At 58.8% G+C, this 26,524-nt stretch carries 16 protein-coding genes; 8 read left to right on the top strand and 8 right to left on the bottom strand.

Features of this window, described 5'->3' with window-relative positions:
* Nucleotides 1–16 precede the first annotated feature (16 nt).
* Entirely contained in the window at nucleotides 17–1,516 is a 1,500-nt protein-coding gene (locus VWZ85_RS06040; RefSeq protein ID WP_416587395.1) for a CoA-acylating methylmalonate-semialdehyde dehydrogenase, read from the bottom strand.
* 93 nt (nucleotides 1,517–1,609) lie between these two features.
* Between VWZ85_RS06040 and VWZ85_RS06035 the strand changes: the two genes are divergently transcribed.
* Both VWZ85_RS06035 and VWZ85_RS06030 read left to right on the top strand, forming a co-directional pair.
* Nucleotides 1,610–2,533, top strand: coding sequence for a LysR family transcriptional regulator (locus VWZ85_RS06035; RefSeq protein WP_416587394.1), 924 nt, complete (start codon nucleotides 1,610–1,612; stop codon nucleotides 2,531–2,533).
* A gap of 982 nt (nucleotides 2,534–3,515) precedes the next feature.
* Entirely contained in the window at nucleotides 3,516–6,125 is a 2,610-nt protein-coding gene (locus VWZ85_RS06030; protein WP_416587393.1) for an NB-ARC domain-containing protein, read from the top strand.
* Nucleotides 6,126–6,768: 643 nt separating this feature from the next.
* Here the strand turns inward: VWZ85_RS06030 and VWZ85_RS06025 are convergent.
* The 4 genes from VWZ85_RS06025 to VWZ85_RS06010 form a co-directional block, all read right to left on the bottom strand.
* Nucleotides 6,769–7,380 carry a hypothetical protein gene (locus VWZ85_RS06025; RefSeq protein WP_416587392.1) on the bottom strand — a complete coding sequence of 204 codons (612 nt, stop codon included), beginning with the start codon at nucleotides 7,378–7,380 and terminating at the stop codon, nucleotides 6,769–6,771.
* Nucleotides 7,380–7,841, bottom strand: a complete 462-nt coding sequence (locus VWZ85_RS06020) for a hypothetical protein (RefSeq protein ID WP_416587391.1) — start codon at nucleotides 7,839–7,841, stop codon at nucleotides 7,380–7,382. Before VWZ85_RS06020 ends, VWZ85_RS06025 begins: the two co-directional genes overlap by 1 nt.
* Before the next feature lie 61 nt (nucleotides 7,842–7,902).
* Nucleotides 7,903–9,471: a hypothetical protein gene (locus VWZ85_RS06015; RefSeq protein WP_416595433.1), complete on the bottom strand. Its 1,569-nt coding sequence runs from the start codon at nucleotides 9,469–9,471 to the stop codon at nucleotides 7,903–7,905.
* The gene (locus tag VWZ85_RS06010; protein WP_416587389.1) at nucleotides 9,468–17,240 is read right to left on the bottom strand and encodes a hypothetical protein; all 7,773 of its coding nucleotides are present in this window, start codon (nucleotides 17,238–17,240) and stop codon (nucleotides 9,468–9,470) included. Before VWZ85_RS06010 ends, VWZ85_RS06015 begins: the two co-directional genes overlap by 4 nt.
* 169 nt (nucleotides 17,241–17,409) lie before the next feature.
* Between VWZ85_RS06010 and VWZ85_RS06005 the strand changes: the two genes are divergently transcribed.
* Nucleotides 17,410–17,754: a hypothetical protein gene (locus VWZ85_RS06005; RefSeq protein ID WP_416587388.1), complete on the top strand. Its 345-nt coding sequence runs from the start codon at nucleotides 17,410–17,412 to the stop codon at nucleotides 17,752–17,754.
* Here VWZ85_RS06005 and VWZ85_RS06000 read toward each other — a convergent pair.
* From VWZ85_RS06000 to VWZ85_RS05990, 3 genes are all read right to left on the bottom strand, one after another.
* On the bottom strand, nucleotides 17,735–18,133 hold the full coding sequence (locus VWZ85_RS06000) for a hypothetical protein (RefSeq protein ID WP_416587387.1): 399 nt from the start codon (nucleotides 18,131–18,133) through the stop codon (nucleotides 17,735–17,737). The genes VWZ85_RS06005 and VWZ85_RS06000 overlap by 20 nt on opposite strands.
* Nucleotides 18,134–18,402: 269 nt before the next feature.
* Nucleotides 18,403–19,749 (bottom strand): aminotransferase class III-fold pyridoxal phosphate-dependent enzyme, encoded by a 1,347-nt coding sequence (locus VWZ85_RS05995; protein ID WP_416587386.1) that lies wholly within the window; start codon nucleotides 19,747–19,749, stop codon nucleotides 18,403–18,405.
* On the bottom strand, nucleotides 19,746–20,567 hold the full coding sequence (locus VWZ85_RS05990; protein WP_416540810.1) for an IclR family transcriptional regulator: 822 nt from the start codon (nucleotides 20,565–20,567) through the stop codon (nucleotides 19,746–19,748). The genes VWZ85_RS05995 and VWZ85_RS05990 overlap by 4 nt, the downstream gene beginning before the upstream one ends.
* A gap of 115 nt (nucleotides 20,568–20,682) precedes the next feature.
* Here VWZ85_RS05990 and VWZ85_RS05985 point away from each other — a divergent pair, with 115 nt between their 5' ends.
* The 5 genes from VWZ85_RS05985 to VWZ85_RS05965 all read left to right on the top strand — a co-directional run bounded on the left by VWZ85_RS05985 (nucleotide 20,683) and on the right by VWZ85_RS05965 (nucleotide 26,494).
* Nucleotides 20,683–21,627, top strand: a complete 945-nt coding sequence (locus VWZ85_RS05985; RefSeq protein WP_416534256.1) for a tripartite tricarboxylate transporter substrate binding protein — start codon at nucleotides 20,683–20,685, stop codon at nucleotides 21,625–21,627.
* 64 nt (nucleotides 21,628–21,691) lie between these two features.
* Nucleotides 21,692–22,231 (top strand): tripartite tricarboxylate transporter TctB family protein, encoded by a 540-nt coding sequence (locus VWZ85_RS05980; protein WP_416587385.1) that lies wholly within the window; start codon nucleotides 21,692–21,694, stop codon nucleotides 22,229–22,231.
* Between the two features lie 12 nt (nucleotides 22,232–22,243).
* Nucleotides 22,244–23,761, top strand: coding sequence for a tripartite tricarboxylate transporter permease (locus VWZ85_RS05975; protein WP_416587384.1), 1,518 nt, complete (start codon nucleotides 22,244–22,246; stop codon nucleotides 23,759–23,761).
* 4 nt (nucleotides 23,762–23,765) lie between these two features.
* Entirely contained in the window at nucleotides 23,766–25,250 is a 1,485-nt protein-coding gene (locus tag VWZ85_RS05970; RefSeq protein WP_416587383.1) for an aldehyde dehydrogenase, read from the top strand.
* An 11-nt stretch (nucleotides 25,251–25,261) separates the two neighbouring features.
* Nucleotides 25,262–26,494 carry a Tm-1-like ATP-binding domain-containing protein gene (locus tag VWZ85_RS05965; RefSeq protein WP_416540815.1) on the top strand — a complete coding sequence of 411 codons (1,233 nt, stop codon included), beginning with the start codon at nucleotides 25,262–25,264 and terminating at the stop codon, nucleotides 26,492–26,494.
* Nucleotides 26,495–26,524 lie beyond the last annotated feature (30 nt).

The raw sequence follows: 26,524 nt of genomic DNA, 5'->3' as shown, positions 1-26,524 counted from the left end.
CCCCGCTTCCCTGCAATTAACGCGCGACAGGCATGGCAAATTCAGCACCCTTCGAGATGCTTTCAGGCCAGCGCTGCATGATGGATTTCTGTTTGGTGTAGAACCGCACGCCTTCTTCGCCATAGGCGTGCATGTCGCCAAACAGGCTTTTCTTCCAGCCGCCGAAACCGTGCCAGGCCATCGGCACAGGGATCGGAACGTTGACTCCGACCATGCCAACCTGAATCTTGCGGCCAAATTCCCGTGCGACATTGCCGTCGCGGGTGAACAGGCTGACGCCGTTGCCGAACTCATGATCATTGATTAGCTGAACGCCTTCGGCAAAATCCTTGACTCGAACGCAAGACAAGACCGGCCCGAAAATCTCTTCGCGATAAATCGTCATGTCAGGGGTGACATTGTCGAACAACGTGCCGCCCAGCCAATAGCCGCCCTCATGCCCATCGACCGTATAGCCGCGCCCATCGACCATCAGGTCAGCCCCCTCGGCGGTGCCTTTGACGATGTAGTTCGAAATGCGCTCGTGTGCAGCTTTGGTCACGACCGGGCCCATTTCGGCGTCAAGCTCGACCCCGTTCTTGACTTTCAGGGTGCTCAGTCGTTCCTTGAGCATTGGCACAATCTTGTCCGCAACATCCCCCACCAGGGTCGCCACGGAAATCGCCATGCAGCGTTCTCCGGCTGACCCATAGGCCGCTCCCATCAGGGCATCGACAGCTTTGTCCAGATCTGCGTCGGGCATGACCAGCATGTGGTTCTTTGCGCCACCAAGGGCCTGCACCCGTTTGCCGTGCCGCGCCCCGGTCTCGTAGATGTAATTGGCAATGGGGGTTGAGCCGACAAAGGACACGGCCTTGACATCCTCATGCTCCAACAGGGCATCAACGGCAACCTTGTCGCCCTGTACTACGTTGAACACCCCGTCAGGGAAGCCTGCCTCTTTCATTAATTCTGCGTATATCAAGGACGGCGTTGGATCAGTGGGCGAGGGTTTCAGAACAAACGTGTTGCCCGCAGCAATCGCCACCGGGAACATCCACATCGGCACCATCACCGGAAAGTTGAACGGTGTCACACCGGCCACAACACCCAAAGGTTGGCGCAAGGTCCAATTGTCTATCCCGGTGGAAACCTGATCGCTGAAATCACCTTTCAGCAGCTGCGGGATGCCGCAGGCAAACTCGACGATATCGATGCCGCGCTCAACCTCGCCCCGCGCATCCGTAAAGACCTTGCCATGCTCGGCAGTGATCGCATGTGCAAGCTTGTCCTTGTTTTCCTGAAGCAGATTGAGGAACCGGTTCATCAGCCGCGCTCGGCGAATGGCGGGCATTTCTGACCAGGCCGGAAAGGCTGCTTGCGCAGCGGCTACAGCGGCGTCCACGTCCTGAACGCTTGCCAAATCGACACGTCCAGTTAGCGCGCCAGTCGCAGGATTGAACACGCCCTGTACGTTTTCACGCGTACCCGCAAAAGTTTTACCGTTGATGTAATGGCCGATATCCGTGGGTGTCATTGCAAGCTCCTGAACGCGTTTGGGTTTGCTTACGTGGATCGCCGAGGAAAAATCCAATGACTAATGACGCAAAGCATTATAAGTGGTATTAATATGAAACCCATCAACGATATCCGCATCCTCAACGCCTTTGTCGCCGTCGCCCAAGAAGGCAACGTGTCACGCGCGGCAGAAAAACTGCACCTCACGCAACCCGCGGTCAGCCTGCAGCTCAAACGCCTTGCCGAAGATACCGGACTGACACTGTTCAACCGCACCGCAAAAGGGGTCGAGTTGACACGGGATGGTGCCGCGCTTGTTGCAAAGGCCGAGAAGGTCCAGTCGGCACTAGGCGAATTCGGGCAAACAGCGCGCAGGATCAACGGTGGCGTGCGCGGCTCGTTGCGGCTTGGCACAATCGTTGATCCTGATTTTATCCGTCTGGGTCAATTCCTTGCCGCTCTGGTCGGTGGCTTTCCGGAACTTCAGACCAAACTTGTGCATGGCATGAGCGGCGAGGTCATCACGCGTATTCTGAACAACGAGGCCGATGTCGGGTTCTTCCTTGGTGATCTGGAAGAATACGAACCGGTCGACCACGGCAGCAGTACCGGATTTTTCCATCAGAAAGAATTGACGAAATTCACTTACCGCATCATCGCGCCTGTAGGCTGGGGGCATCGGGTTTTGGGCAAGGACTGGCGTGCGCTTGCGGAACTTCCCTGGATTGGAACGCCGCCTGACTCTGTCCATTGCCGTTTACTGAGAAAGGTTTTTGCCGACGAAACCGTTGAACCCAATCAAGTATGCCTGGTGGATCAGGAACCGTCGATGCTTGCCATGGTCCGGTCCGGAGTCGGGCTAAGCTTATGTCGTGAATCCATCGCGCTGGAAGAAATGCAATCGCGGGCCATCGTTGTATCTGACAAGGTCGAAATAAAGACGTCCTTGCGCTTTGTATCACTTGGGTCGCGCCGTGAAGACCCCAACGTCATGGCGGCTTTTGACGCGCTGGATGCGGTCTGGGGCGGCACCTAAACCCTGTATATGCTTCGTCGTTCAGGCGGCGCGACCAAACTTCTTATTCTTCGCAACCTAAATCTTAAGGCGGGTACGAGAATACGAAGGACTCACAAGGCTCCTCGGTCCCACAGGCGTGCTAGAGCATTGTTTAGCGGAAGAGCGAGGCCAGTCATTGGTCCAACCATAGTGGCCTTATAAATTGGCCGCGCCCTGTGAGTTCTTGTATCCAGTTTTGCCGCGCGGTCGACCAATGGCCGGTCTTCTCTCACTTTGCGACGCTGAATTTCGTGCGCCTGCAGCAATTATGACGCTGCGGGCTCACGCAGCATGGATTTTCTTTGTCCGGGATGGGCTCACTACCGACTTGCGGCAATGCGGCGGCAGGGTTGCAGCGAAACTTCACCAGGACGCTTCTACCAGACGACGCCAGGCAGCCCGAAGCGGTCGTAGATAAGTGGTGCCGCGCCAAAGATGCTGCTGGTGCGAAATTTCATGGTCAATTTCCCGGAAGCGGACGCTCGGCAGGGCCGAACTGCTTCACGGGATGCTGCGGGTTGCACCGGAGGCAGCGGAGCGCAGATACCAGGCTTTGCAAAATACTGCTTGCATCCCGGAAGCAGACGTTCATCCAGCCTCTTACGCAAGTCGCCTTTAGACCATTGGTGCCATTTTTTGTTCAGTTGAGGTGCTGCGGTGCACGTGGTTGCTAGCAGCCTGAGGTTAGTTTGAGCCATCGGTCGCGTCGTACCGCCAACAAATCCTTCTCGTTCAAGTTTTGAGGGAAAAGAGCGTAGAGCAATCATCGCTAGCCTCTGTCGAAGGCGAAACGTTCAACCAACAACCTGAAGCAGAAAGGGCCTAATACTAATCAGACGCTGAGTGATTATGCCTCCTTGCAGAACGGTTGTATTTCGGCTCTTTAAGCATGGAAGCGTGTTCTTGAAAACCACTCGACATGAGCATGTGAAGCGGAACATTTGTAGATAGGAAAATTTAGATGAACTCAACCTTGATACCTCTTGACCTAATGGCCGCGCGCACCAATCGAAACGGTGAAGAGTCCGACACTATACTCATCATGGAACTTTTGTACCTTGGCGAATTCATCGTCAAGCTGACAACTAGTATGCTTGTAGCCGGATTGGACGAGAGCAAGGAACAACACCAGTATCGGATCATGCATCGCCTAGTGAGAGCAGACGGCGTGGGGGAGTGGGTCGGGGCACTCGAAGATATCCTGTCAGGACCAGCATGTCAGGACTTGGCACCTTGCCTTCGCGTGGTGCGTAACACGCTTACAGAAAAGCACAATATCAGCTCGGAAAGTGCTGAATCTGTGCGAAAAATAAACGAAGTTCTCAAAGGGATTTATGGTGAAGTTCGACCTCTTGGGCAAAAGGTGTCGTTGTTAGATTGGTTTCGTATCTTCTCGACGCTTCGCAACAAGACACGCGGTCATGGAGCCCTCACTCCTGCTAAATGCCACCAATGGGCAAGTGACCTGCAGTCGTCCCTGAACGGAATTCGCAAATGTTTGCCGTTAGACACCTTATCGTGGGCGTACATACACCGCAATCTATCTGGGAGGTATCGTGTTTCACCTCTTGGCGGTGACGCCGCTCGGTTCGACACTCTTAAAGTCTCTAGATCGGAAGATTTACCTAACATAGAAGAGGGAGTGTATTTGTGGGCCGAAGGGTTTAGAAAAGTTGAGCTCTGTCAATCAGATGCCAACATTGGAGATTTCTTTTTCCCAAATGGTGCATTTAACGGAAAAACATTCGAACTCCATTCTCTAATTTCTGACAATCGTCTGGCTGGAGAAGCAGATCCGTACCTATCACCTTCAAAGGTTGCGGCTTCAAGCGAAACAGAAGGGCTTGGGCAACTGGAAGTATTAGGCAACGTTTTTACAAACTTGCCGACCCCTTCAAACGCTTACGTTACGCGCCCCTCTCTAGAAGAAGAAGTGCGCAGAATAGTGCTAAATGACCGGCATCCGATTGTCACCCTTGTTGGGAAGGGCGGTATTGGCAAAACGTCTCTTACCATTAACCTTTTGCAACAGACGGCCAAATCGAATCGTTTCGATCTAATTATTTGGTTTAGCTCCAGAGATATTGATCTCACATCAGCAGGCCCAAAGAAGGTCAAGCCGCAGGTTCTCACAGATAAAGAAATGGCTGACGAATACGTAAAACTTGTAGGAGCGGAAATGGAGATAAAAGCGAGGAAAGTCAAGCCAGTCGACTTCTTCTCCAGCGAGCTGCAGAAGTCCACTCATGGGTCAACATTGTTTGTTTTCGATAACTTTGAAACAGCGCGCAACCCCGTGGACCTTTTTCACTGGATAGACAGTAATATCCGCTTGCCAAACAAAGCTTTAATCACCTCTAGGTTCCGTGATTTCAAAGCTGATTATCCTATTCCGATCGACGGAATGGAAACTTCTGAGGCGCTTCAACTCGTGCATCAAACATGCAAAGCATTGAGCATACCTGATTTTTTATCTGAAGAGCAAGCTCTCGAAGTTGTGGAAAGCGCTAGCTACCACCCATATGTGATAAAAATTCTTTTGGGTGAAATTGCAGATACAAAAACCTATCAGAAGCCAAAAAGAATTATGGCGCGGCAGGGTGAAATTCTTGACGCATTGTTCGAACGTACTTTTTCTAATTTGTCGCCATTGGCTCAACGAATTTTTCTCACACTCAGCGGTTGGAAGTCGATGGTCCCGGAGCTGGCAATCGAGGCGATGATACACAAGTACGATGACGCTTCTTTAGACCCAGAATCTGCAATTGATCAATTGGTTCGCATGTCACTTGTTGAGCGAAAGCATGATCAGGGGAAGAACGGTTTTCTTGAAGTGCCTCTTTCTGCCGCTGTTTTTGGTCAAAAAAAGCTAGAAGTGAGCCCTCAAACCGCGATAATTCAGGCTGACGTTCGATTTCTTCAAGATATGGGGGTTACCACCTCTACTAATATCCAATCTGGCATTGAACCAAGGATCGTGAGTTTTTTTAAGAAAGCCGCAGAGCGGATAGAACGAAATGAGGCGACCCTTAATCAGCTAAGAGAAGTATTGGAGTTCTTCGCAACTAACTTTCCAAAGGCTTGGTTGCTTCTCGCTGATTTAGAATACGAACAGGGTAATGCAAAGAACAAAAGTCAATCAGCAGATTATTTACGGAGATATTTGGAAACGAACCCTAATGAGGCTGATGCCCTAGGAGCTTGGCTCCAGCTTGAACATCTATATCGGACGGCAGGAAATGCCATTGCAGCTTGTTCAGCGCTTTTGAAAGCTGATCGAATTCAAGAGCAACCATATTACAAGCTGAGCAATATGGCAAATTTGCTAAACAGTTACAACAGCCAAGCCAGGGGGGCACTGAGTAATGATCACATCCAGTCAGCATACAAGCCATTATCGATACTAATGGAGGCGCGCCTTCCCGAAGCCAAGGGCGTTGATTTTTCGCGTTTATCTTGGCTGCATCTACATTGTGGTGCGCAAGACAGGGCTCTAGAAATCGCCGAACTGGGGCTGGAGAAAGACCCCAATGACACGCACTGTAAAAAGGTGGTCGCGAGACTAAGATAGAGCTGGCAGATGTTAGGTTTGTCGTTATTTTTTTGCTCCGCCTGAGAACCTGACTTTGGCGGAGTTTCCAGAAAACGAATGCAGGAGTGGAATCTACTGTTCTAATCATCTGGCGCAGACGCTAGCGATTGGTAAACAGTCAAGAGTTTTCACGTTTCGGTCCCGCGCGTAAAACTTACTAGTGGGACTGCCTAGGCTGCGCCTGCGATGAAGGCCTGAAATACTGTCACCAACTGCCTGTAAGGATGAGTGTCGGCTTTCCTCTCAACCACACCTTTAAGCAATGACTGCTCTGGGCTGGCTGCGGTGATCCCATGATAGGCGTAGGTACGGGATCTACTGCAACTTTGGTGCTGCAACGCTGTAAGTCGGTAGTGAGCCCATTTTACCGAATGCTGCGACATCGACCAAAGTCCGCTTTCGGCGCGCGGTGAAGCTTGAGGCGGTTTAATAGTTCGGAGATTTCAGTGAGGTCAAAAATGGTGCCCGGGAGCTGATTTGTGAAATGTAATTCCGTGAAGGGTTTCTATTCGGTAGTATATTGATTTTCAAACGAAACCATTGAGAGGCTGACCTCCACAGCGCCGGATTTCGACCAGATATTGTCCAGAAATGGCGGTGATTTGTGGTTTTGGCACTCGGGTTATTCCTTGGCGATAGGAAAGCTCACGACCTCGGAATGGTCACCGGATGACCGAATTCTGACCTTATGCTGCCCTTCTGCCACCTGCTCACGTGCGGGCGTGGGCACGCAAGGCAAGGCACAGGATGTCGCCACGCTAACCAGGAGTTCTTCGACCGGCGCGCCAAACGGGTTCTGGTGGCCCGCCGCATTGACAAAGACCGACCAGGTGCCTTCCGATGGGCCAATGATCCGGAATCCCATAAACTGGGCCCCGGACCGGGATGCCGCCGCGTTCGAGATGTGGACGCTGTAATAATCATCCGTGTCGGGCAGCCGCGAGGCGCCGGTTCGCGGGTCCGGTCGGAAATCGGGATCAAGTGTGCGAAAGACCAGCTGGCCATTGCGCGCCACCTGGAGTTCAACGTCAACGCTCCCGGTGTAATGAACCTGTACGTCGATATATTGATCCGACCCGGCGCCGCCGGCCTGATCCAGCGGCAGTGTCGCAAAGACAAACAGCAGGAAGATGGCCGAACCAAAGGCTGCTGTCACAATATCAAGATAGCTCAGGCCGCTGTTTGGCCCGTCTTCTTGCGGCTCGGGGCCGTCAAGGATGAATTCGTTGCTCATCAAGGATCTCGCTCGAACTGGATCGGTCGGGACCGCGACAGGTTGAGGGAAAACAGGGTCGTGCTTCCATTGCTGAACTTCGCCGGCGGATCGAGGGGCGTAAGAGGGGTGCCCCCGACAAAGGCGACCAGCCAGAAACGGCTGCCCTGGAACCTGCCCGGCTCGTTCAGCTTGAACACGTTTGTGCCCGAGATCTTGTCCGCCTGGAATGTCGCGACCGCGAGCGACCCTTCGGTCAGCGACACATCGCGGCGGACCCAGTTCCCCTGATTTGTCACGGTGAGGTCTTCAAGAAATCCCCTGCGATCAGACGCGATTCGCACATAAACCTGCGCGCGCTCCGCCAGTGCCTCGATATCGGTGCCGAACCCGACCGACTGCTGCCGCGATTGCGCCGCCCTTGCATTACCGGACGGGACGTCCTCGAAAATCACCAGAACAGCAAAGACGAAGAACAGCAAAAGCGACGCGCCAAAGCCACAGGTCAGCGTGTCGTTCAGGCTTGTCAAGAAATCCGGTTCATCATCCCTCACTAGGCTGCCCCCCTTCGGGCGCGGCAGGCACTTTTTCTTCCGACAGGAGCCTTAGCATGGTCGCCTCGGTCCGGCTGGCAACCAGCAGCACAAAACTGAGACCAAGGCTGGCAAGTAGGGCAAACAGGGTGGTCGAGAAAGACAAGCCCAACTCACCCGCAAGAGTGCCGATCGCGTCGGCGCGCCCCAGCGTCGAAGAGGCAAAAACTACCTCGCGCGCCTCGGGAAGCGCGTTCAAAATGCCGCGCACAGTGCCGATAAAGCCAATCGCCGGAATGCTGGCCAGCGCCCACCGCTGATATCGCCGCCCTTCGTCCAACTCCCGTTGCGCCGCCCATGCTTCAGTGCCGCCGCCATGCAACCTTGCGCCGGTTTTCTGCAGCAAGAGCCGGTTCCGGGTCTTGGGCTGGGCCGGGCCGGGTGGGGCTTCCTGAAACCGCGCCACATCCTCGTTCAGGAAAGTACCGATCAGCGTGCCAACGCGCGCCAGCGTAACCAGGAACACCAGCAGCGTCAGTGTTATGATCCCGATATGTTCGGGGCCGCGCCACATTCTTAGGGTTGTTAGCGCCGCCTTAACCTCGGCCGTTTCGAACATCTGGGCCATCACGAACTCGCTCAGGCGCGTGACATTGTTCTGCGTCTTGAGAAACTCAGTCTCGGTGAATGTCTTGGCCTTGCCCCGATCATTCATGTTGTTGACGCATTGAGAGCCTGCGCTGCTGGATTGATAGCCAAGAGTGCCAATTTCGCTCTGTTTCGATTCTGGCGGCTTTGCCACTGCACGCGTCTGTTCCGACAGCAGCAGCAGCACGTCTGCCGCGCCGATACAGCTGCGCGATGTCAACCTTTGGCCGGTTGGCTTTGGCAAGGTGGCGTCTTTGGCCTTAGAAAGCAGGTCTCTTGCCTCGGACATGGCGGGGGAGCAGCTGCGGCTCAGTGTGCGATAACTGTCCGGGCCGCCTGGGATATCGGCCAGCAAATGCGCCACCACCTTGCCGCGCTTCACGTCTATTTCAGCCACCGAGGTGGTTGTGCCGGAATCCGACCCCGGCGGTTTGACCGCATCGTTCAAACAGCGCCAACCCGCCATTTCCGACAGGAGCGTCGCGCCGCTCGTGCTGGCCGGGCTTTGGTCGCTGAACCGCCGGGCGATCACCGCATCCAGTTTTTCCTTGACCCGCCGCACCTCGACAGGGGCGTTTTCGTCCAGATCCGCAGCGCTTTCAAAATCATCAAGCGAGATGACCTCGGCCTCGAGCAGGATCTCGAAACTCAGCTGCGACGTATCCGGCGCGTTTTCCAGTGTCGCGTCGCACAGTGATCGCGAGAACTGTGGCAGCGACTGGCAAAAATGCGCTATGGGATCGGCCTGCATCAGTTTCGTGCGCAGATCCAACTGGTTCGAGATCTGCCGGACCTGATAAAGCCCGACTGCCACCCCAAGGGACAGCAGCAAAAGCAAGAGGCACAGCCAACTGCCCGGCGCAAACCCGTGCAAAAACAGTCTGGACCAAATCGTCTTTGGGGTCGGCTCGGACTTTGGCTCAGAGGTCATTGGCAGTCTCCGTTGATTTCAAACAATGCGGGCACCGGATCGTGGGCCAAACTAAACTTGGCCCGTGCGTCGTCCGGCGAAATAATCACCTGCTCCAAGTTCCCCGGATCAATTTCCAGATCGTCGATGAAGGCACCAAGGCTGCGCTGATGGGCTTTTGTGATCTGGCAGGCAAGGCGCACCCGTTCCGTGCTGCGCAATCCGGCGCTGACATCGGATGTTGGCAGAACCGGCGCGGCGGTTTTCGTTGGCAGGGCGCCTTCCGGCAAACCGGCCAGAAGGACGCGCGGATCGCTTGTGCCATCCCGTGGCCCGAACAGCACAAAGGCGCGCTGATAAACCTCGCTGTAATTGCCCAAGGTCAGTTGCAGCTCGGCGGGGAAATCCGTCGGATCCGACTGCAGCAGCTGGCTGGTCAGGCTGATCAGCCCCGCCCAGCCCGCCCCGCCCGAGGAAACGGGGGCATGATCCGCAGGGGACCAGACCACGGTGCTGGGCGCGGCGATGGCCGGATCGGTATCGAACCAGAACAGATCGTTCAGACCCGGTGTCTCCTTGTAGGTCAGCACATGGTGCAGCTGCCTGTTGCCTTCAATCGGCTCGGCAACAAGACGCGGCGCCCGCTCGTCACGCGGCCTGTCTTTCCTGATGTGACGCGCGAACCAGTGCCGCAGGATCTTTTCGGCGGTCGGGTTGCCAGAGTCGTTATAAATCATGCTGCTCAGCGGACCGCCCCACAGGAACACGGTGCGTCGCAGTCCATTGTGCAGATTTGTGAAATCGACCCGAATGCCAGAGGACGGATCGCTGCCCCAAAGGGGGCGCGCGTCGACCTGAACCGAAAGGTCTTCAAAGCTATAGGTCACGACACGGGGCAGCTTGTCCTCGCCGGTCACGACCCTTGTGCGGATGTCGCCAATGATGCGCGCCTCGGCGGCGGCCGTAATGATCCGCACCTTCTGTCCTTCGCGCTCTTCGTCGCGGAAATCTCCGTCCTTGGCCGTGCCCTTGAACGACATCGGCGCTTTTTCTCCGCACACTTTCTGGAACAGCTCCGTCTTGCGGATATCTTGCGGAACGGTCGAGAGCGCCGGACAGAACAACAACGCCTCGACCTTGTTGTTGGACCTGTCGACCAGGATCTGCGCCCAGACAAAGATGTTTGTCCCGTTCGACTTCCAGCACATGAGCGGCGATTTGGCGTGGACCAGCGGCGCCTTGTGGCCTGCGCCTTTTGCCGCGCGCTCGTCACGGTCGCTCCAGCCGTCGACGTCCGGAGGTTCCGGTGTGTGGCTGGGGTTGTGGCACCTGGTCGGGCTTTCAGTGAACTTCCGCTTGGTCAGGATCGTTGTCCAGGTTGGTCCGGCGCGCTTGGGGCCGGGCGGGGCATCGACGCACATTTCGATGGTGCGCGACCCTGTCAGCCTGAAGGTGAGGTTGTGCCATGACAGGGCCGCCGCTTCGGTTTTGTGTCCATGGCCACCAAAGACATTCTTGCGCCGGATATTGGCATTGCTTTCCAGCCAGAACTCATAGCGCTTGACCTTGTTCTCGTCGTTGTAGACGTGCTCGCAATAGCGGGTGGCCGATACGTTGCCGCCCTCATTGGCCGGATTGGTGTTGGCCGGAGAAGGCTCGTCCTCCGTGCCGTCCTTGGTTCCGGCCTTGCCGGGCGGTTTGGCCGACTCCTGCCCCTCGTCCGCACCCTGATCCGACTGGCTGGTGCCGTCCTGGCTGTCGTTGCCGTCATCGCCATCCTGCGAGGTCGATCCGTCAGGGCCGATCTTGCCCAGCTTGATCTCGGCATCTTGCAAATTGATGTTCAGCAGATCCTCGAGGCTGATGTCAAAGATCGACAGCAGCATGTCGATGATGACTTGCGGATCAAACAGATCGGCATGCGCCACGGTGATCCCTGCCTCGACGAACAGCGCCTTGATGTCGGCACGCGCGCGCCTGAGATCAAGGTCGATGCCCACGCCGCCCGGGCTCCAGCCGAAGAGATCCAGATCCATGTCCCCCTTGAGGTGCGGGTTGGAAAAATCCAGCGGGCTGGACAGGCTCAGCTTCCCCGTAGCGATCAGCATATGGGTTTCTGACGTGTAATCGATGCGCCCGGTTGTTCCGACCGGCAGCACCATTTTCAGCTCGTCGCGGGACAGCTTGACCCTCAGAATCGACAGTTCGGTCTGTGACACAAAGGTCGGCGGAGACTCTTTGCCCTTGAGCGACGCATCGCCTTTCGCGGACACCAGCGCCTCGATCTGGGGCACGGTGCCGGCTTCGAAATCAAAGGACAGGTCCTGCAGCGCCACGACCCCGCGCGAATACATCAGCGGGAACGAGTCGAGCACGATCAGGTCACCGTCCATCCGAAACTCGAGCTTGTCGATGTTGCGCAGATCAAGATTGGCCTCGATCTTGGCAAGCTTGGCGACGGCGGCATTGAACGCGGTGATGTCGGTGTCCAGCTCGATCCCGGACTTGCCGCCATTCTCGCCGGTGTGGAACCTGACACCAATCGACGACAGGGACACGACCCCAGTTTCCACCGGAAACGGAATCGAGCCGCCGATCATTGGCCCAAGGCGCAGGCCCGACTGGCTGAGCATCAGGTTTTCGGCGGCGACGCTGAACAGTCCGGTGATCTCGACTTCGACGTCAAAGAACAGGGCATAGCGGCTGGGCTGCCCCGGCACCCGGCCAAACAGGATGTTTTCCACCCTTAGCGGCCCGAAACCCAGACCATCCTGGAGCGGGCCAAACGAGTTCAACACCCCGTTCAGCGCCCCGGTGTCGTCGATGGCGACATCCACCGCGCCCGTGTCCAGATTGACCACGATGTCGGTGGGCGCGGTCACATCCTCGAACACCGTCAGGTCTCCGCTAACGGTTATCGTCTTGGTCTCCGCCATTGCGACCGTGATACTGCCTTGGTCCTTGCGCACGAACCGGCCGACAAAGGGCAATTCCATCTCCTTTGGCAGAGCCGCCTCAAGCAGCTGCACCGCTTCTTGCGTCATCGCCTTTTGCAGCGCGGCCCTCAAGTTGGCCTCGTTGGGATGCGCAAGATCCACGCGTGGCAGGGTCACGTCGCCCAGATAGGGAATATCCGTCAGGACTAGGTTGCCAAACGCGGCAATGCCCCCGCCCTGCCTGCGTTCGATCGAGATTTCGCGAATCTGCGCATGGCCCCCGATCATCGCATTGACCTGTTTAATCGCGGCGGCCTCGACAATCGCGTTCAGCGCCCCGATGTCCGCGGCAGAGCGTGCGGCACTCAGGTTCAGCGTCTGCGATGCAACGTCGAACTCCAGCCCCCGCGCTAGCTGCCCCGGCGCCCCAGAATAGGTCATCTCGACGGGCAGAACCGGATCATCCAGCCGATCGGGCGCAGCCAGAGACAGGGTCAGCTTTTCCGCGCCGATGTGAAACGTCGATGTGAAATCGGCGCCGACCATCTCCAGCGCCTGCCGGGCGGCACATTCCGTCGCTGCGTCCAGCGCGGCCTGGGTGGCCTGACCTATCTGTGCGGCGAAAAGGTCTTCCAGCTTGCTGGCCCCATTCAGGTCAAGGACCAGCGTCAGCGGGATCGGGCAATCCAGACCCGAGTCGATGCTGCCGCGCGCCTCGAGTTGAAAATTGTTGCTGTCCTGCGCGCCGCGTTTCAAATACACCGACACATCGCGCAGGGTCTCCTGCCCTGCCCAGAACGGCGCAAGCACCTCGTCTAGCCGGGTGTTGAACAGATCCAGACTGGCCTGCGTCGCGTCGCCCAACAGGTCCGATCCTCGCAGGGCCAGGGATTGGCCTGTCCAGACCAGATCAAAGCGCGGCTTCAGGGTTGCGACCGGTCCGCCCGCATCGCCAAGCGACAGCGTAAAACCGGCATGAACCGAAAGCTCCAGCCCCTCGCCCGGTGTCGCGTCCTGCACCTCACAGCTTGTGCTTTGCCCCAGCCTGACGCAAATCGCATCGGGGTCGGGTTGCAGAGCAAGCGTGTTGCCGTTGCCCAGATCCATTTCAAAGGAGAACCCCGCCAGCGCCGATCCAAGCTTTTCTCTGGCCCCGGCTTCGAATGTTCTGGTGACGCTGTCCTGATAGGCCGCCAAAAGGCGGGCGGGAAAGTCGCTGATCGAAACCCCGTCATCCCAAAGCGTGATCTCGAACGGCTGCAGATCCACGCCAAACACCCTTGGGCTTGACTCCAGCACCAGCGCAAACCCTGAGACCGGATCATCCTCTTTCAGCCTGGCCGAAATCCGGTGCGTGCCGCTGTCAAACAATTCGGGCACGCCCAGTGATTGCAGCGCGCTTGCGGTTTGCTGCGTGCTGGCAAGAACCGAGTTGGCGCCGTCGCGCTGCAAGACATAAATCCCGCCGTCATCCCGCCGGGCCAGCCCCTCGATCGTGATGCCAAAGGGAATGTTCACAACAGACGGCAAGGCCTCGGAAAAATCCACCGAGGCAGGTTCATGCTCTTGTTTCTCGGCCGCCGCGCCCAGCTTGTCGCGCGGCACCGGCATCTGCAGAACCAGATCAGCGCGCCGAACCTCGACCGTGTCGCCATTTGCATCGGTCACGGACCCTGCCGAGGTTGATTCCAACACAAATTTGGGGGTCACGACCCGTTCAGTCGCAAGAACCGAAGGGTCGCCGCCCGTATCCGCCAGAGGCATAACCGGATAGGGCAAGGGCACCTGCCTCTTGTCGCTACGGTTTTTGAAATAGGCTTCGACCTCGTCGCGTGACTTGCGCAGCCGTTCGAGCCGGGTGGGCATCGACATGCGCTCGATCAGCTGCTGCATGTCTTGTGACAGGACGTCGTCCGGGCCCGGCTTGTCGATATCGACCTCGGCCGACATGGCCCTGCCATCCAGATACTCCAACAGCTTTGAGGGCAAGACATCCTCGTCAAAGCCAAGCGCCTTGGGAACCCCCTTGCCCTCTTCCTTGGCAAGAAGCGTCAGCTTGGCCCGCCAGCGCGCGGTATCATCGGCCAGCGCAATCGTCTGCCTTGCAAGCTGAACCGCCGTGTCCTTCGGATCAGGACGACAATTCTCCGGATCCTTGCACGTCTTTAGGTGATGATAGACAAGATGCAGCCATAGGCGCCGGGCGTTTGAGCGGAACAACACGGCCTCGGGGCCGGTAAAGGCGACAAAGGCGTTCTTGCGGTTGCGCATCGGAATTTGCACCCCGCTTGTCCCGCCCCCCAGCGGCCGTGCCATGCCCTGCACCAGGGCCTGCGCTGCCAGAAAACGGGCTTCGATGCCCTCGCAGATTTCCTTGTCGGCGTCGCCGCCCTCGCCCAGCAGTGGTGGCGCGGTTGTTGCTCCGCCGACAAGGATATCGAAGAGGTCGGGCAAGGTGCGCCAATGCTCGCCGCGAGGGTCCGCCAGCGCCCCAAAAACCATCTTGGTGTCAACCGGTTTAAGTGCCACGGCCTTGATCCCGTCCCCGACCGATTTACAACGATAGATCTTGTGGCTCGCCGACGTCGTCATCAAAACCTCGAGGGTCTTGGCCAGGGCATCTTGGGTATGGATAAAGTCGCTGACGCGGGCCTTGTCCAACTCGTTCAGTTCGGTCGACACCATCAACTGGCTGTCACGCGGGGCCTGTTTCATGCGCTTCAGCATGATCAGCTCGACCAGCTGCGCCAGAGGCGCAACCTGCGGCGGCAGCTCTTCGGTGTGATGGAACCTTAGCGGAACCTTCGATTTACGCGCTTTTTCAGCCTCAGCCAGCCTGGCCACCGCGTTCCTGCAATTGTTACGATCAAATTCCTCGAGGCCGGGATCCTCGCAAAGCAGACTCAACCGTGTCGGATCCTGCATCGCATGCACGAACAGCATGTAGGCCGACCCAAGGGTCACCCGATGCCAGTAATTGTCAAAGGTGCTTTCCATGATCGGCCTGGGCGTTGCCGTTCCGGGTTTCGGGCCAAGATAGTGCTCATACAGCTTGAAACGCGAAGATTTCGACGCCTGCGCCACCGCGTTGTAAACCACGCGGTCAATCCAGGGCGCCTGATGCGGCTGTCCTGCACTTTCCAATGCGGTGCCGACTCGGGCGATGCCATCCAGCCGGTCAATCAGGGCAAAATAGCCCGGCTCCTGCCGCCGGGCCGGAAGCTCGTTTTCTATCAGGCCCTGCTCGAACAGAACCATGCGCAGATCGAACCAGAACCCGTGGTTCAACTGGTTTCCCACCGGACGATTGATCGGGTCGGGCACCCCCAAACCTGCCGCCTTCCCGTCGTGACCGTCAAGGGCGCGATAGACATTGCGCAGCATCTGCCGGTTGTTGACGTAGAGAAGCAGGTTCAACTCGCGCAGAAAGGCCCGCGCCGTCTTGTCCGGCACCCCGACATCGCCAAAGTTGATCTCGCGGTGGCTGTCGGTTAGCCAGTAGGCGCCTACATAGCGCAGGGTTTCCCCGGTCACTCCGGCAACTCCGGCGGCCAGTGAAAACGGCCCCGTTATCCCGTTTTCCTTGACAAGACCCAACAGGGTCTCGTTCAGGAAGAACTCGGCCATTGTGCCGGTAAAGCGATAGATCTCGACAACATCGGCCAGGCCAATCGCAAGGCTGCGGGTGACATGCGACGTGGCATCGAAAAAGATGATCTCTTTTTTGCCCCGTCCCTCAATCCGGTCGGTCATCTCGCCGATCAGCCTGCTGGCACGGTCATAGTAGCGCGAGCGCAGCACAGCGTTGGCCAGCCCGAGGTTTTCGCCATGCACGATCTCGCGCCGCATGGTGCAATCGACGGCCCACAGCCCGGCGGGATCAAAAACGCCGCCCATCGCCAGCTCGATCAGGTCGGGCCGACTGCGCATCACGTCGATCACCGCCTCGTCGGTCAGCGTGCCGTTGTCTCGCATCTCGGCAAAGGCCATGCCCCACACGGTCCACGACGCCAGATGCGCCCGCCAGTTCACCTCCTGACCCCGGCCCGTTATGGCCTCGGGATAAACAGGCCGACACCCGGTCAGGTCATCGCGCTTGAACCCTTCCCCGGCAAACAGCCGCGCCAGATCCAGCGTATAGGTCAGGGGCGACGCGCTCTCGAACTGGGTCTGGACAGACTCCAGACCATAAGCGGCCGCGACCAGCGGGGCGATCACCGCGGCGGGCGTGCACTTGCGCCCCTCTTCCGCCTTGCAGCCGATGCTTGCCGCCGATCCTTTCGGCAATTCCAGACCGGCTCGCGCGTTCAGCACATCAAACAGGGCCTGCCCGTTCAACGGCATCCGCAACTCGACAAGGCTCGGCGTCTGCCAGTTATCATCGTCAGAAAAGCCGCGCCCAAGCACCTCACGATAGGGATCGCCCACATCCGGCGGCGTCAAGAGCATGGCGGTCGACAGGCCGGTCGAAAGGCCGTTGGTCGCTGACCAGATCATTGACGTCAGTTCCAACGCCTCCGGACTGGGCGCGGTCGCCGGGATCAGCCCCAAATGCACCAACCGCGTCTGGCGACCGTCCGGAAAGACAATCGTCGCTGTGCTCCAGTTAGACCCGGCCTTGATCACCAGCATGCCTGGAAACCGCCTGAGATGTTTGGGCAGGTTTGCAATGACCTTCGTGAACCGGCCCCTGTCCTCCAGTTCAATGAACTGCCCAACAACCGCCGCCGCATCGACCTGATCGACTGCGTCCTTTTCCGCCGCCTTCAACTGGACCACCAGGTGTGCCAACCCCTTTTCGGCACCTGTCACAAGACCAAAGACAGCAAGCAAAACAATCTGAAGAATGCGCATCACAAAAATCGCTTTCGGTTTCTCAGCAGCTGAATCCTGCTGTTGTCGCAAGCCGTGCCGCAAACACGCCACGCCCCTGAAAACGTCAAATTTGAACCTTGAGTGTATCAAATTTTTCAAGAAGCAACCGAAAGGTCAATGAACTTGTCTTAGCCCGGCCCCTGCCCCCGTGCCGGAACAACGCGCCATCCACGCGCTTGAAAAAGGCGAGTACTGGCCTTCGATGGCCGCAATTGCACAGAAATCAAGGCTCTGGGATGCCCGGTCCGCGAGCCGGATTGTCTCCCGGCTCGAAACCGAGGAATACGTCACGCAAATCCTCGGGGCAGGCCGCGGCAAAGCCTCTCTGTATCGGATGAACCTGGCCCCGGACATCCGGTTTTCGGAAACCGAGTTTGACGACCCGGGTGCCCAGACACGGAACACCCGGACTATTCAGCCGCAAACCCGGAAAGAACACTCCTCCGGAAAGAGAAAGAAATATCAATCAACCTTCAAAGACTCTTGCCGGTGATGTTAATGAGGCCGCATTTCTGGAGTTTTGGAACGCTGCCCTGCGGAAGGCAGCGAAAACAAAGGCCAGATCTTAATTCAAGCGCATATTGAAACAGGCGCCCGCCGCCCTGCTCATTCACGCAATCAAGACCTTTGCGGAACTGCAAAAAGACGCAGACCCACGCTACATTCCCTGTCTGGTTCATCGAAGCCATTAGGGAGCGAAGATGAACAAGAAATCCGGAACGTCGAAAAGCGGATTCGAAAAGCAGACAATGGTGCAGCCGCAGCGAATTCACACTTTGTCCGCCCCCCTTCCATTCGATGATGGTTGGCGGCTGCACTCGCGGCGAAGGTCCGCTCTTCCTCGTGCGGCTGCGGCATTGATCGCTCGTCATGCACCAGATCCGCCGACTTTGCAAAGGTCGCTATCTGCGCAAAGGTGCCGTTAGCTGTGTGCTATCATGGGTTTAGATGATTGCGGAGAGGGTAGGTAGGATACGGCGGTTGCCCGCTCCCGCAACCAAAATTACAACACGGATATTAGATGCATGCAGCTGCCTTTAGGGGCAGCTTGTTTGTTTGTGGCGGGGGCCTTGGAAGCGGGGCTTTCTGCGGGTCGGACCGGTAACCTGAGTGAAATCCGCTCTACTGAACGCGTTCAGTGTTATGCTATGTAAAGACCTACCTGAAGGGCGTCTAGCAAACCGCGCACATCGGCCTCACTCAGGATCAGCGGCGGCGAAAGAATGACATTTGCGCCCGAAACCCGAACCAGGGCACCGGCCTCATAGCAGGCCTCCTGGACGGCCAAGGCCCTGCGCCCGTCAAGTGGCGCTCGTGTCTGGCGATCACTCACCAGTTCAATGGCCGTCATCAACCCATGCCCGCCACGCACATCTCCGACAATCTCGTAACGCTCCTTCAGCGCCAGACAGCCCTCGTAGAGCTGGGTGCCGCGGGCAGCAGCGGTCTCCGTCACCTTCAGCCGCTGCATTTCCGCCAGGCAGGCCAGCGCTGCGGCGGCGCCGACCGGATGGCCGGAATAGGTGTAGCCGTGGCCGATCTTGGCGTCCGGGTTATCCTCGAACACCTCGATCATCCGATCCCCCAGCATAACCGCGCCAAAGGGGAAGAACCCGTTGGTGATGGCCTTCGCGGTGCACATCATGTCGGGCTGAATGCCCCAGAGCCGGGCGCCGGACCAGGCGCCGGTGCGGCCATAGGCGGTGATCACCTCATCGGTGATCAGCAGGATACCATGGCGATTGCAGATCTCCTGAACCATCGGGGCAAATGACTTATGGGGCGGGATGACGCCTCCGGCGCCCAGAATGGGCTCCATGATCATCGCAGCGATCGTATTGGCCCCCTGAAACGCGATTTCATCTTCCAAAGCCGCGACGCAGAGCTGGGCAAGACGCTCGGGGTCGCTCTCATTGAATGGGTTGCGATATGTATAGGGCGCGGGAATATGAAAACAGCCCGGCAGCAATGGTTCATAGGCCGTACGGAAATTGGCGTTTCCGTTGACCGAGGCCCCGCCGATATGGGTGCCGTGATAGCCTTTCTTGAGGCTGAGGAACTTGGTGCGGCCCGCATCGCCGCGCAGTTTGTGATATTGCCGTGCCAGCCGCAGCGCGGTCTCGACGGAATCGGAACCGCCGGAGGTGAAAAAGGCCCGGCTCAGCCCGTCAGGGGCAAAGAACCGGCTCAGCTCATAGGACAGCTCGATCACCGCATCGTTGGAGGTGCCGCGAAAGGTCGAATAATAGGGCAGTTTATCCAGCTGCGCGGCCATGGCGTCCTTTACCGGCTGGCAGGAATAGCCCAGGTTCACATTCCACAGACCGCCCACCCCATCAATGACCCGATGACCGTCGATATCCGTGATCGACACGCCTTCGGCCTCGGTGATGATCTTCGGGGGCTGGTTGATGCTGTCCTGCGGCGAGGTCATCGGATGCCACATCAGCCGACCGTTCTGTTCCTTGAGAAAGTTAGAATCTTTCATGATGCGATATCCGATACATGTATGTGTGACGGGGACGGCTCTAGCGCGGTTGCCCAGGCAGCCTGCACCGCTGCGGGAACCGCGCCGCCCCAATTGCGGGTGATCTCGCGGCTGGCGGATGTGAGTTCTGTCTTGATCAGCCGCTGCTGTTCCGGTGTGACCCGTGCGGCCACGCTGGCCACCGATACCGCTCCGACAAACAGCCCGGTCTGATCGTAGAGGGGCGCCGACAGGCTATGGATCTCCGCTTCGAAACTCCGGTCTGAGCAGGCAAATCCGCTGGTGCGTGCCGCCGCGACCAATTCGTGCAGCGCCTCAGCTGTTGTTGCGGTATGGGGCGTGAACCGATCCAGCCGGGCGAGGGCAGAGGTCATCAGGGCCTCCGGGCCAAAGGCCAGCGCACATAGCCCCGACGCCGTCGCATGAAGCGGAAAGGTCGTGATGTCGATAATCGCCCGCGTGCCGTGCCGGGGGGATTCGCAGGACGCCAGCGCGTAGAGCGTCGTTCCTGAGAGCACTGACACATGCGCGGTCTCGCCGGTGACCTCGGCCAGCTGCGACAGCGCCAGCTGAGCGCCCATCTCACGGGGGACGGTGGCCTCCCGCACCTGCGCCAGCTGCAGGATAGCAGGCCCCAGGCGATAGTGTTTCGTCACTGGATTCTGTTCGACAAATCCAGCGGTTTCAAGGGCCTGGAGGTGGCGGTAGGTGGTCGCCTTGTCCCGTCCCGCGATCCGGCACAGTTGCGACAGCCCGATCTCAGGCCGGTCGGTAGAGAAGTGCGACAAGAGCGCCAGCGTTTTGGTTGCAGAGGACATGCCTTCGGTCACCCTTCAAGCGAATTCAGAAAAAATTTGACACATGATGTTTAGCAAGGCAACCTTTTTTACGTAACGTCGGTTCGATATATGAACCGATGACAGGGAGGGAAACATGTCAAAGTTCAAGATTTCTGCCACTGCGCTTACCTTGGCCATGATGGCTGCTGCCGGTGCGGCATATGCCGAATACCCGGAGAAACCCGTTGAATTTGTGGTGCCATGGCCGCCCGGCGACCTGGAGGACGTCCTGACCCGTATGATCGCGGAGGATTTCTCGGCCGCCTATGATGTGCCCACTGCGGTTGTGAACAAACCCGGTGGTGGCGGCGGCCCGTTTCCCGGTGCGGTCGAGGTCGCCACTGCGCCTGCTGACGGCTATACCGTCGGATCCTTCATCATCGCCATTCCCGTGGTCGGCCCGCAGATCGGCATCCCGGAGCTGAGCCCGGATCCATTTGTACCGCTGGGCAATTTCCTGACCTACCCTTTCGTAATCGCTGCCGGGGCGAATGCGCCCTATGATGATATGGCCGGGCTGGCCGCCCATGCGGCGGAAAACGATGTGGTGCTCGGCCATTTTGGCGCTCCTCTGGTGCCGACGCAGGTCACATTGGGTCTGGCCAAGGAGATGGGGTTCTCCTACGCCTCCGACGCTGCCTTTGACGCCCTGGACTGCAACACGCTGGCCTCCGGGGATGTGGATGTGATCAACACCACGCTTCAGCTGATCCTGCCTTGCCTAGACAGTGTAAAGGTGCTTGCCTCCATCGGCGCCGAGCGGATCCCGCTGACACCGGATGCGCCCACCGTCGCAGAGCTGGCGCCGGATCTGAATGTCTCGCTGTGGAATGGGCTCTTTGTGCACAAGGACACGCCGCAGGACGTGCGCGATAAGATCATCGCTGTCGCGGAGCAGACGGTGATGTCGGAGCGCGCCCAGGCGCTGGCCGCAGAAACCGGTGCGGCGGTCTATTGGCAGCCCGCCGCTGAGGTGGCCACTCAGATCAAGGCCGATATCGAGACCATGGCCCGGATCGACGGTATGTTGAGCAACTAACGGATCTCGCAGGCTCGGCGGCGTCGATCGCCGGGCCTGCGCAGCTCTAGCAAGGGGGCGACCAATGTCGCGGGTCAAAACGCTTCAAGCCTTGTTCAAACGCTACCGAAGACCGGGGGATATCGTCTTTGCCTGGATTGTGCTGGTCGGTGCTCTCCTGCTCCTGTCGCAAATCTTCGAGCAGACCGTCTGGCGTAAAGGCAGCGCGCTTTTTGCTCAACCTCGGTTCTGGCCAGCGGTGTCTCTTGGTGGCATGGCTGCTTTTGCCGCATTTCACCTGCTTGGCTCGGTGCTATCCGAACGGATCGAAGGACGCTGGCAGGAGGTCCTGCTCTGGATCGCCTCGCTGGAATATGCAGGGTGGTTCATCGCCTACGCAGCCGCGGTTCCCTATGCGGGCTACCTGCCGGCCACGGTGATATGCGCGGTCGCTCTGGCGCTGAGGGTGGGCTACCGGCGCCCCGCAACACTGGCGGTCGCGGCGCTTTCGGCGCTGCTGATCGTGGTGCTGTTCAAGACCTTGCTGAAGGTGAATCTGCCCGCAGGCCTCGCCTATGACTCCTTGCCCGACGGGCTACGCCAAATCATGCTGACCTATTTCTGATCGGGGCAACCAATGGAAAATCTCCTCGCCGGGGCCGAGATGCTGGCCCGCTGGGATGTGATCGTCGCGCTGTTGATCGGGTCAATCGGCGGCGTGATCATCGGGGCCATTCCGGGCGTCGGACCCGCAGTGGCGATCGCCATCCTGCTGCCGGCGACCTTTGCCTTCGAGCCTATCGTGGGATTGACGATGCTATTGGGGATCTACGGATCCTCGATGTATGGCGGGGCCATCCCTGCGGTCCTGATCAATACGCCGGGCACGGCGGTGAATGCGCTCACATCATATGACGGCTATCCGATGACGAAACAGGGGCAGGCCCATAGGGCGCTGTCGCTGGCCTATAGCGCGTCGTTCTGGGGGGGGATATTCGGCATCCTCTGCCTGATCCTGCTGTCACCGGTCCTGGCTCTCGTGGCTCCGATGTTCGGCTCCAGAGAGATCTTTCTTGCTGCACTTTTGGGGATCATCCTGGTCATCCTTGCCCACCGGGGCCAGATCTTTGCCGCCGGCGTTCTGGCGATGTTCGGCATCTTTCTACAGACCGTCGGCCTCGATGCGGTGACCTACACCCAGCGCTATACCTTCGGCCTCACCTTTCTCAGCTCCGGCGTGAACCTGATTGTTGTCGTGCTTGGCCTCTTTGCGCTGAGCCAGGCGTTTTTCCTGCTCACCGCCCACGACAGCCAGCCGGATGCAAAGCCGGTATCAGGGCGGATGGGGGCCGGCATCAGGGAGCTGATGCAGCACAAGCGGGTAGCAACCGTCGCCTCCGCCTGTGGCGTGATCCTGGGCATGATCCCCGGCACCGGCGAGTTCACCGCCCAATTCATGAGCTACACCTACGCCCAGAAAACCTCCAAGACGCCGGAGCTGTTTGGCAAGGGATCCCCCGAAGGTCTGATCGCCTCGGAGGCTGCCAATAACGCGGTTCCGGCCGCGGCGATGATCCCGCTTCTCGCGCTCGGCATCCCGGGTGAAGCGCTGACGGCAATGATGCTGTCGGTGTTCTATGTTCATAACGTCATCCCCGGCCCACAGCTGTTTCAGAACAATATCGACCTGGTCTATGGTCTCTATCTGGCGCTGATCCTGCTCAATGTGATCGTGCTCGCCTTCCTGATGGTCTCCACCAATCTGCTGACCCGGATCATTCGCATCCCAACCCGGTTTCTGGGGGTGATGATCCTTTTGCTGTCCTTTGTCGGCGTCTATTCGCTGCGAAATTCCCTGACGGACTGCATGATTTCGGCAGGGTTCGGGGTGTTTGGCCTGATCCTGAAACGTCTGAACCTGCCGATTGTCCCGATCATCCTGGGCATGGTTCTGGGCGGCATCATGGAGGTGAAACTGCGTTCGGCCCTGCCGCGCCTCAAGACGCCGCTGGATATGATCGACCGCCCGATTTCCTTTCTCCTCTTCATTCTGATCCTGATCGTTCTGGCCCTGCACCTGCGCGCGCTGATGCGTGAATGGCAGGCGCATCAGCCCGACGAAGACCACGATCTGCACGACAGTCAAACAAGGTAGCCCCATGGACCAAAGCACGATCGACGCCCTTCGGTCACAACCGGTGCAGCCGGTTTCACATCTCATCGACGGTCGGCAGGTTGCGGCCTCTGATGGGGCGACGCTGGATGTGCTGTCGCCGATCGACGGGTGCGTGCTGACCCGGATCGCGCGGGGAACTGCGGCGGATATGGAGGCGGCCATCGCCTCCGCCCGCGCCGCCTTCGAGGATCGCCGCTGGGCCGGGCAGCCGCCCGCCGCCCGCAAGAAGGTTCTGACGAAATGGGCCGAACTGATCGAGGCGCACGCGCTTGAGCTCGCCGTGCTGGGCGTGCGCGACAATGGCACCGAAATCAATATGGCGCTCAAGGCCGAACCGGGATCAGCCGCCGCCACGATCCGCTACTACGCCGAGGCACTGGACAAGCTCTATGGCGAAATCGCGCCCACGGCGGGTGATGTGCTGGGCCTGATCCACAAGGATCCCGTCGGTGTGGTCGGCGCGATAATTCCGTGGAATTTTCCGCTGATGATCGGGGCTTGGAAACTGGGCCCGGCGCTTGCGATGGGAAATTCCGTGGTGCTGAAACCCGCTGAAACCGCCTCTCTCTCGCTGATGCGGGTGGCGGAACTGGCGCTTGAGGCGGGCCTGCCACCCGGCGTCCTGAACGTGATCACCGGCGAAGGCGCGGTGGTCGGCGAAACCCTCGGCCTTTCGATGGACGTCGACGTTCTGGTGTTCACCGGGTCGGGACGGACCGGGCGTCGGTTGCTGGATTATTCCGCCCGTTCAAACATGAAACGTGTCTATCTGGAGCTGGGCGGCAAATCTCCCAATATCGTCTTCGCCGATGCGCCGGATCTGGCAGAGGCCGCGAAGGTGACCGCCGCAGGTATCTTCCGCAACTCGGGTCAGGTCTGCGTCGCAGGCTCCCGCCTGCTGGTCGAGGCCTCGATCCACGACAGATTTGTGCAGGAGGTCGTGCGGGCAGCGGAGGCGATGCAGGTTGGCGACCCGCTTCGGCTGGAGACCCAGATCGGAGCGATCAATTCCGAAGCACAGCTGAAGCAGAACCTGACCTTCGTCGCCACCGCCCAGCAGGAAGGCGGGCAGATCGTCACCGGCGGGCAGCGTATTTTGTCGGAAACCGGCGGCTATTACATGGCGCCGACCATCGTCACTGATGTCACGCCAGCGGCGACATTGGCACAGCAGGAGGTGTTTGGCCCAGTGCTTGCCGTGACCCCCTTCAAGACCGAGGACGACGCCGTGCGGATCGCCAATTCCACGGTCTACGGTCTCGCCGGTGCGGTGTGGACATCCGGGCTCAGCCGCGCCCATCGCATGGTGCAGCGTGTCCGAACCGGGGTGATGCATGTCAACACCTATGGCGGCGCGGATGGCACCGTCCCGCTTGGCGGGGTCGGGCAGTCCGGGAACGGGTCTGACAAATCGCTTCATGCCATCGAAAAATACATCAACCTGAAAACCGCATGGATCAAACTATGAAAGGTGGGGCAATGACCGAGAAAACCATTCTGGTGGTTGGCACCTATGACACCAAGGACGATGAGCTTGGTTTTCTGGCGAGCGTGATCGGCGATCAGGGGGGCAGGGTCCTGACCATGGATGTCTCGGTTCTGGGCGACCCATCGACGCCGACCGACTATTCCAAACACGACGTCGCCGAGGCCGGTGGCAGCTCGATCCGGGCGGCCATCGACAGCGGGGATGAAAACACCGCCATGCAGATCATGGCGCATGGTGCCAGCTTGCTGACGGCGCGGCTGCACCGGATGGCGGCTTTTGACGGGGTGATCGTCCTTGGCGGCACGATGGGCACCGATCTGGCGCTTGATGTCTGTTCGGCCTTGCCGCTTGGGGTGCCGAAATACATTGTCTCAACCGTTTCCTTCTCGCCGCTGATCCCGGCCGAAAGACTGGCGGCCGACACCCAGATGATCCTCTGGGCTGGTGGGCTTTACGGGCTGAATTCCGTCTGCAAGGCCTCGCTCAGCCAGGCCGCAGGCGCCGTTCTGGGCGCCGCGAGGGCAGCGCAGATTCCGGACCCGGATAAACCGCTGATCGGTATCATGTCCCTTGGCACATCGGCGCTGAAATACGTCATTCCGCTGAAACCGGCACTTGAGGCACGTGGATTTGAGGTTGCGGTCTTTCACGCCACCGGAATGGGAGGGCGCGCCTTTGAAAGCCTCGCAGAGCAGGGCGCCTTTGCCTGCGTGTTTGACTTCTGCACCCAGGAGCTTGGCAACCATATCCACGGATCGTCGATTTCCGCCGGTGCGGATCGCCTTACCAATGCCGGCGCCAGGGGGACGCCGCAGATTGTCGCCCCCGGCTGCTATGATCTGGTTGATGTGGTCGGCTGGCAGCCAATCGCCGAGAAATGGTCGGACCATCCGAAACATGCGCACAACCGGCTGCTGACCTCGATTGTCCTCAACACCGAGGAACGGCGCCAGGTCGCCCGCGCCCATTCGAAACAGCTGGCTGACGCCGGCGGTCCTGTGGCGATGATCCTGCCGGAGCGTGGACTCGGCGAATGGGACCGCGAAGGCGCCGACCTGCACGACAGCGCGGGGCTGGCGGCGTTTCTGGCGGAGCTTGAGGCGACATTGCCCGCGCATGTCTCCGTGCACCGCCTCGACAGCCATATCAACGACCGTGCCTTCGCCGATAAGGCGCTGGAGATTTTCGACCGCTGGTGCGCCGACGGCATTGTTTCGCCGTAACGCCTGCCGCCCGGATCCTGCGCTTGACTC

Origin of the sequence: Phaeobacter sp. JH20_29 (assembly GCF_048056175.1) — a bacterium.
Lineage (GTDB): Bacteria > Pseudomonadota > Alphaproteobacteria > Rhodobacterales > Rhodobacteraceae > Phaeobacter > Phaeobacter bryozoorum.
The sequence above is the reverse complement of the archived record's forward strand: the minus strand, read 5'-3'. Positions and strand labels throughout refer to the sequence as shown.

Excerpts from the sequence above, each read along its gene's own strand:
- VWZ85_RS05970 (WP_416587383.1), top strand. The coding sequence starts at position 23,766 with ATGGACCAAAGCACGATCGACGCCCTTCGGTCACAACCGGTGCAGCCG.
- VWZ85_RS06010 (WP_416587389.1), bottom strand. The coding sequence starts at position 17,240 with ATGCGCATTCTTCAGATTGTTTTGCTTGCTGTCTTTGGTCTTGTGACA.
- VWZ85_RS06030 (WP_416587393.1), top strand. The coding sequence starts at position 3,516 with ATGAACTCAACCTTGATACCTCTTGACCTAATGGCCGCGCGCACCAAT.
- VWZ85_RS06040 (WP_416587395.1), bottom strand. The coding sequence starts at position 1,516 with ATGACACCCACGGATATCGGCCATTACATCAACGGTAAAACTTTTGCG.
- VWZ85_RS06025 (WP_416587392.1), bottom strand. The coding sequence starts at position 7,380 with ATGAGCAACGAATTCATCCTTGACGGCCCCGAGCCGCAAGAAGACGGG.
- VWZ85_RS05995 (WP_416587386.1), bottom strand. The coding sequence starts at position 19,749 with ATGAAAGATTCTAACTTTCTCAAGGAACAGAACGGTCGGCTGATGTGG.
- VWZ85_RS05975 (WP_416587384.1), top strand. The coding sequence starts at position 22,244 with ATGGAAAATCTCCTCGCCGGGGCCGAGATGCTGGCCCGCTGGGATGTG.
- VWZ85_RS05980 (WP_416587385.1), top strand. The coding sequence starts at position 21,692 with ATGTCGCGGGTCAAAACGCTTCAAGCCTTGTTCAAACGCTACCGAAGA.
- VWZ85_RS05985 (WP_416534256.1), top strand. The coding sequence starts at position 20,683 with ATGTCAAAGTTCAAGATTTCTGCCACTGCGCTTACCTTGGCCATGATG.
- VWZ85_RS06015 (WP_416595433.1), bottom strand. The coding sequence starts at position 9,471 with ATGACCTCTGAGCCAAAGTCCGAGCCGACCCCAAAGACGATTTGGTCC.
- VWZ85_RS06035 (WP_416587394.1), top strand. The coding sequence starts at position 1,610 with ATGAAACCCATCAACGATATCCGCATCCTCAACGCCTTTGTCGCCGTC.
- VWZ85_RS05965 (WP_416540815.1), top strand. The coding sequence starts at position 25,262 with ATGACCGAGAAAACCATTCTGGTGGTTGGCACCTATGACACCAAGGAC.
- VWZ85_RS06000 (WP_416587387.1), bottom strand. The coding sequence starts at position 18,133 with ATGACGAGCGATCAATGCCGCAGCCGCACGAGGAAGAGCGGACCTTCG.
- VWZ85_RS05990 (WP_416540810.1), bottom strand. The coding sequence starts at position 20,567 with ATGTCCTCTGCAACCAAAACGCTGGCGCTCTTGTCGCACTTCTCTACC.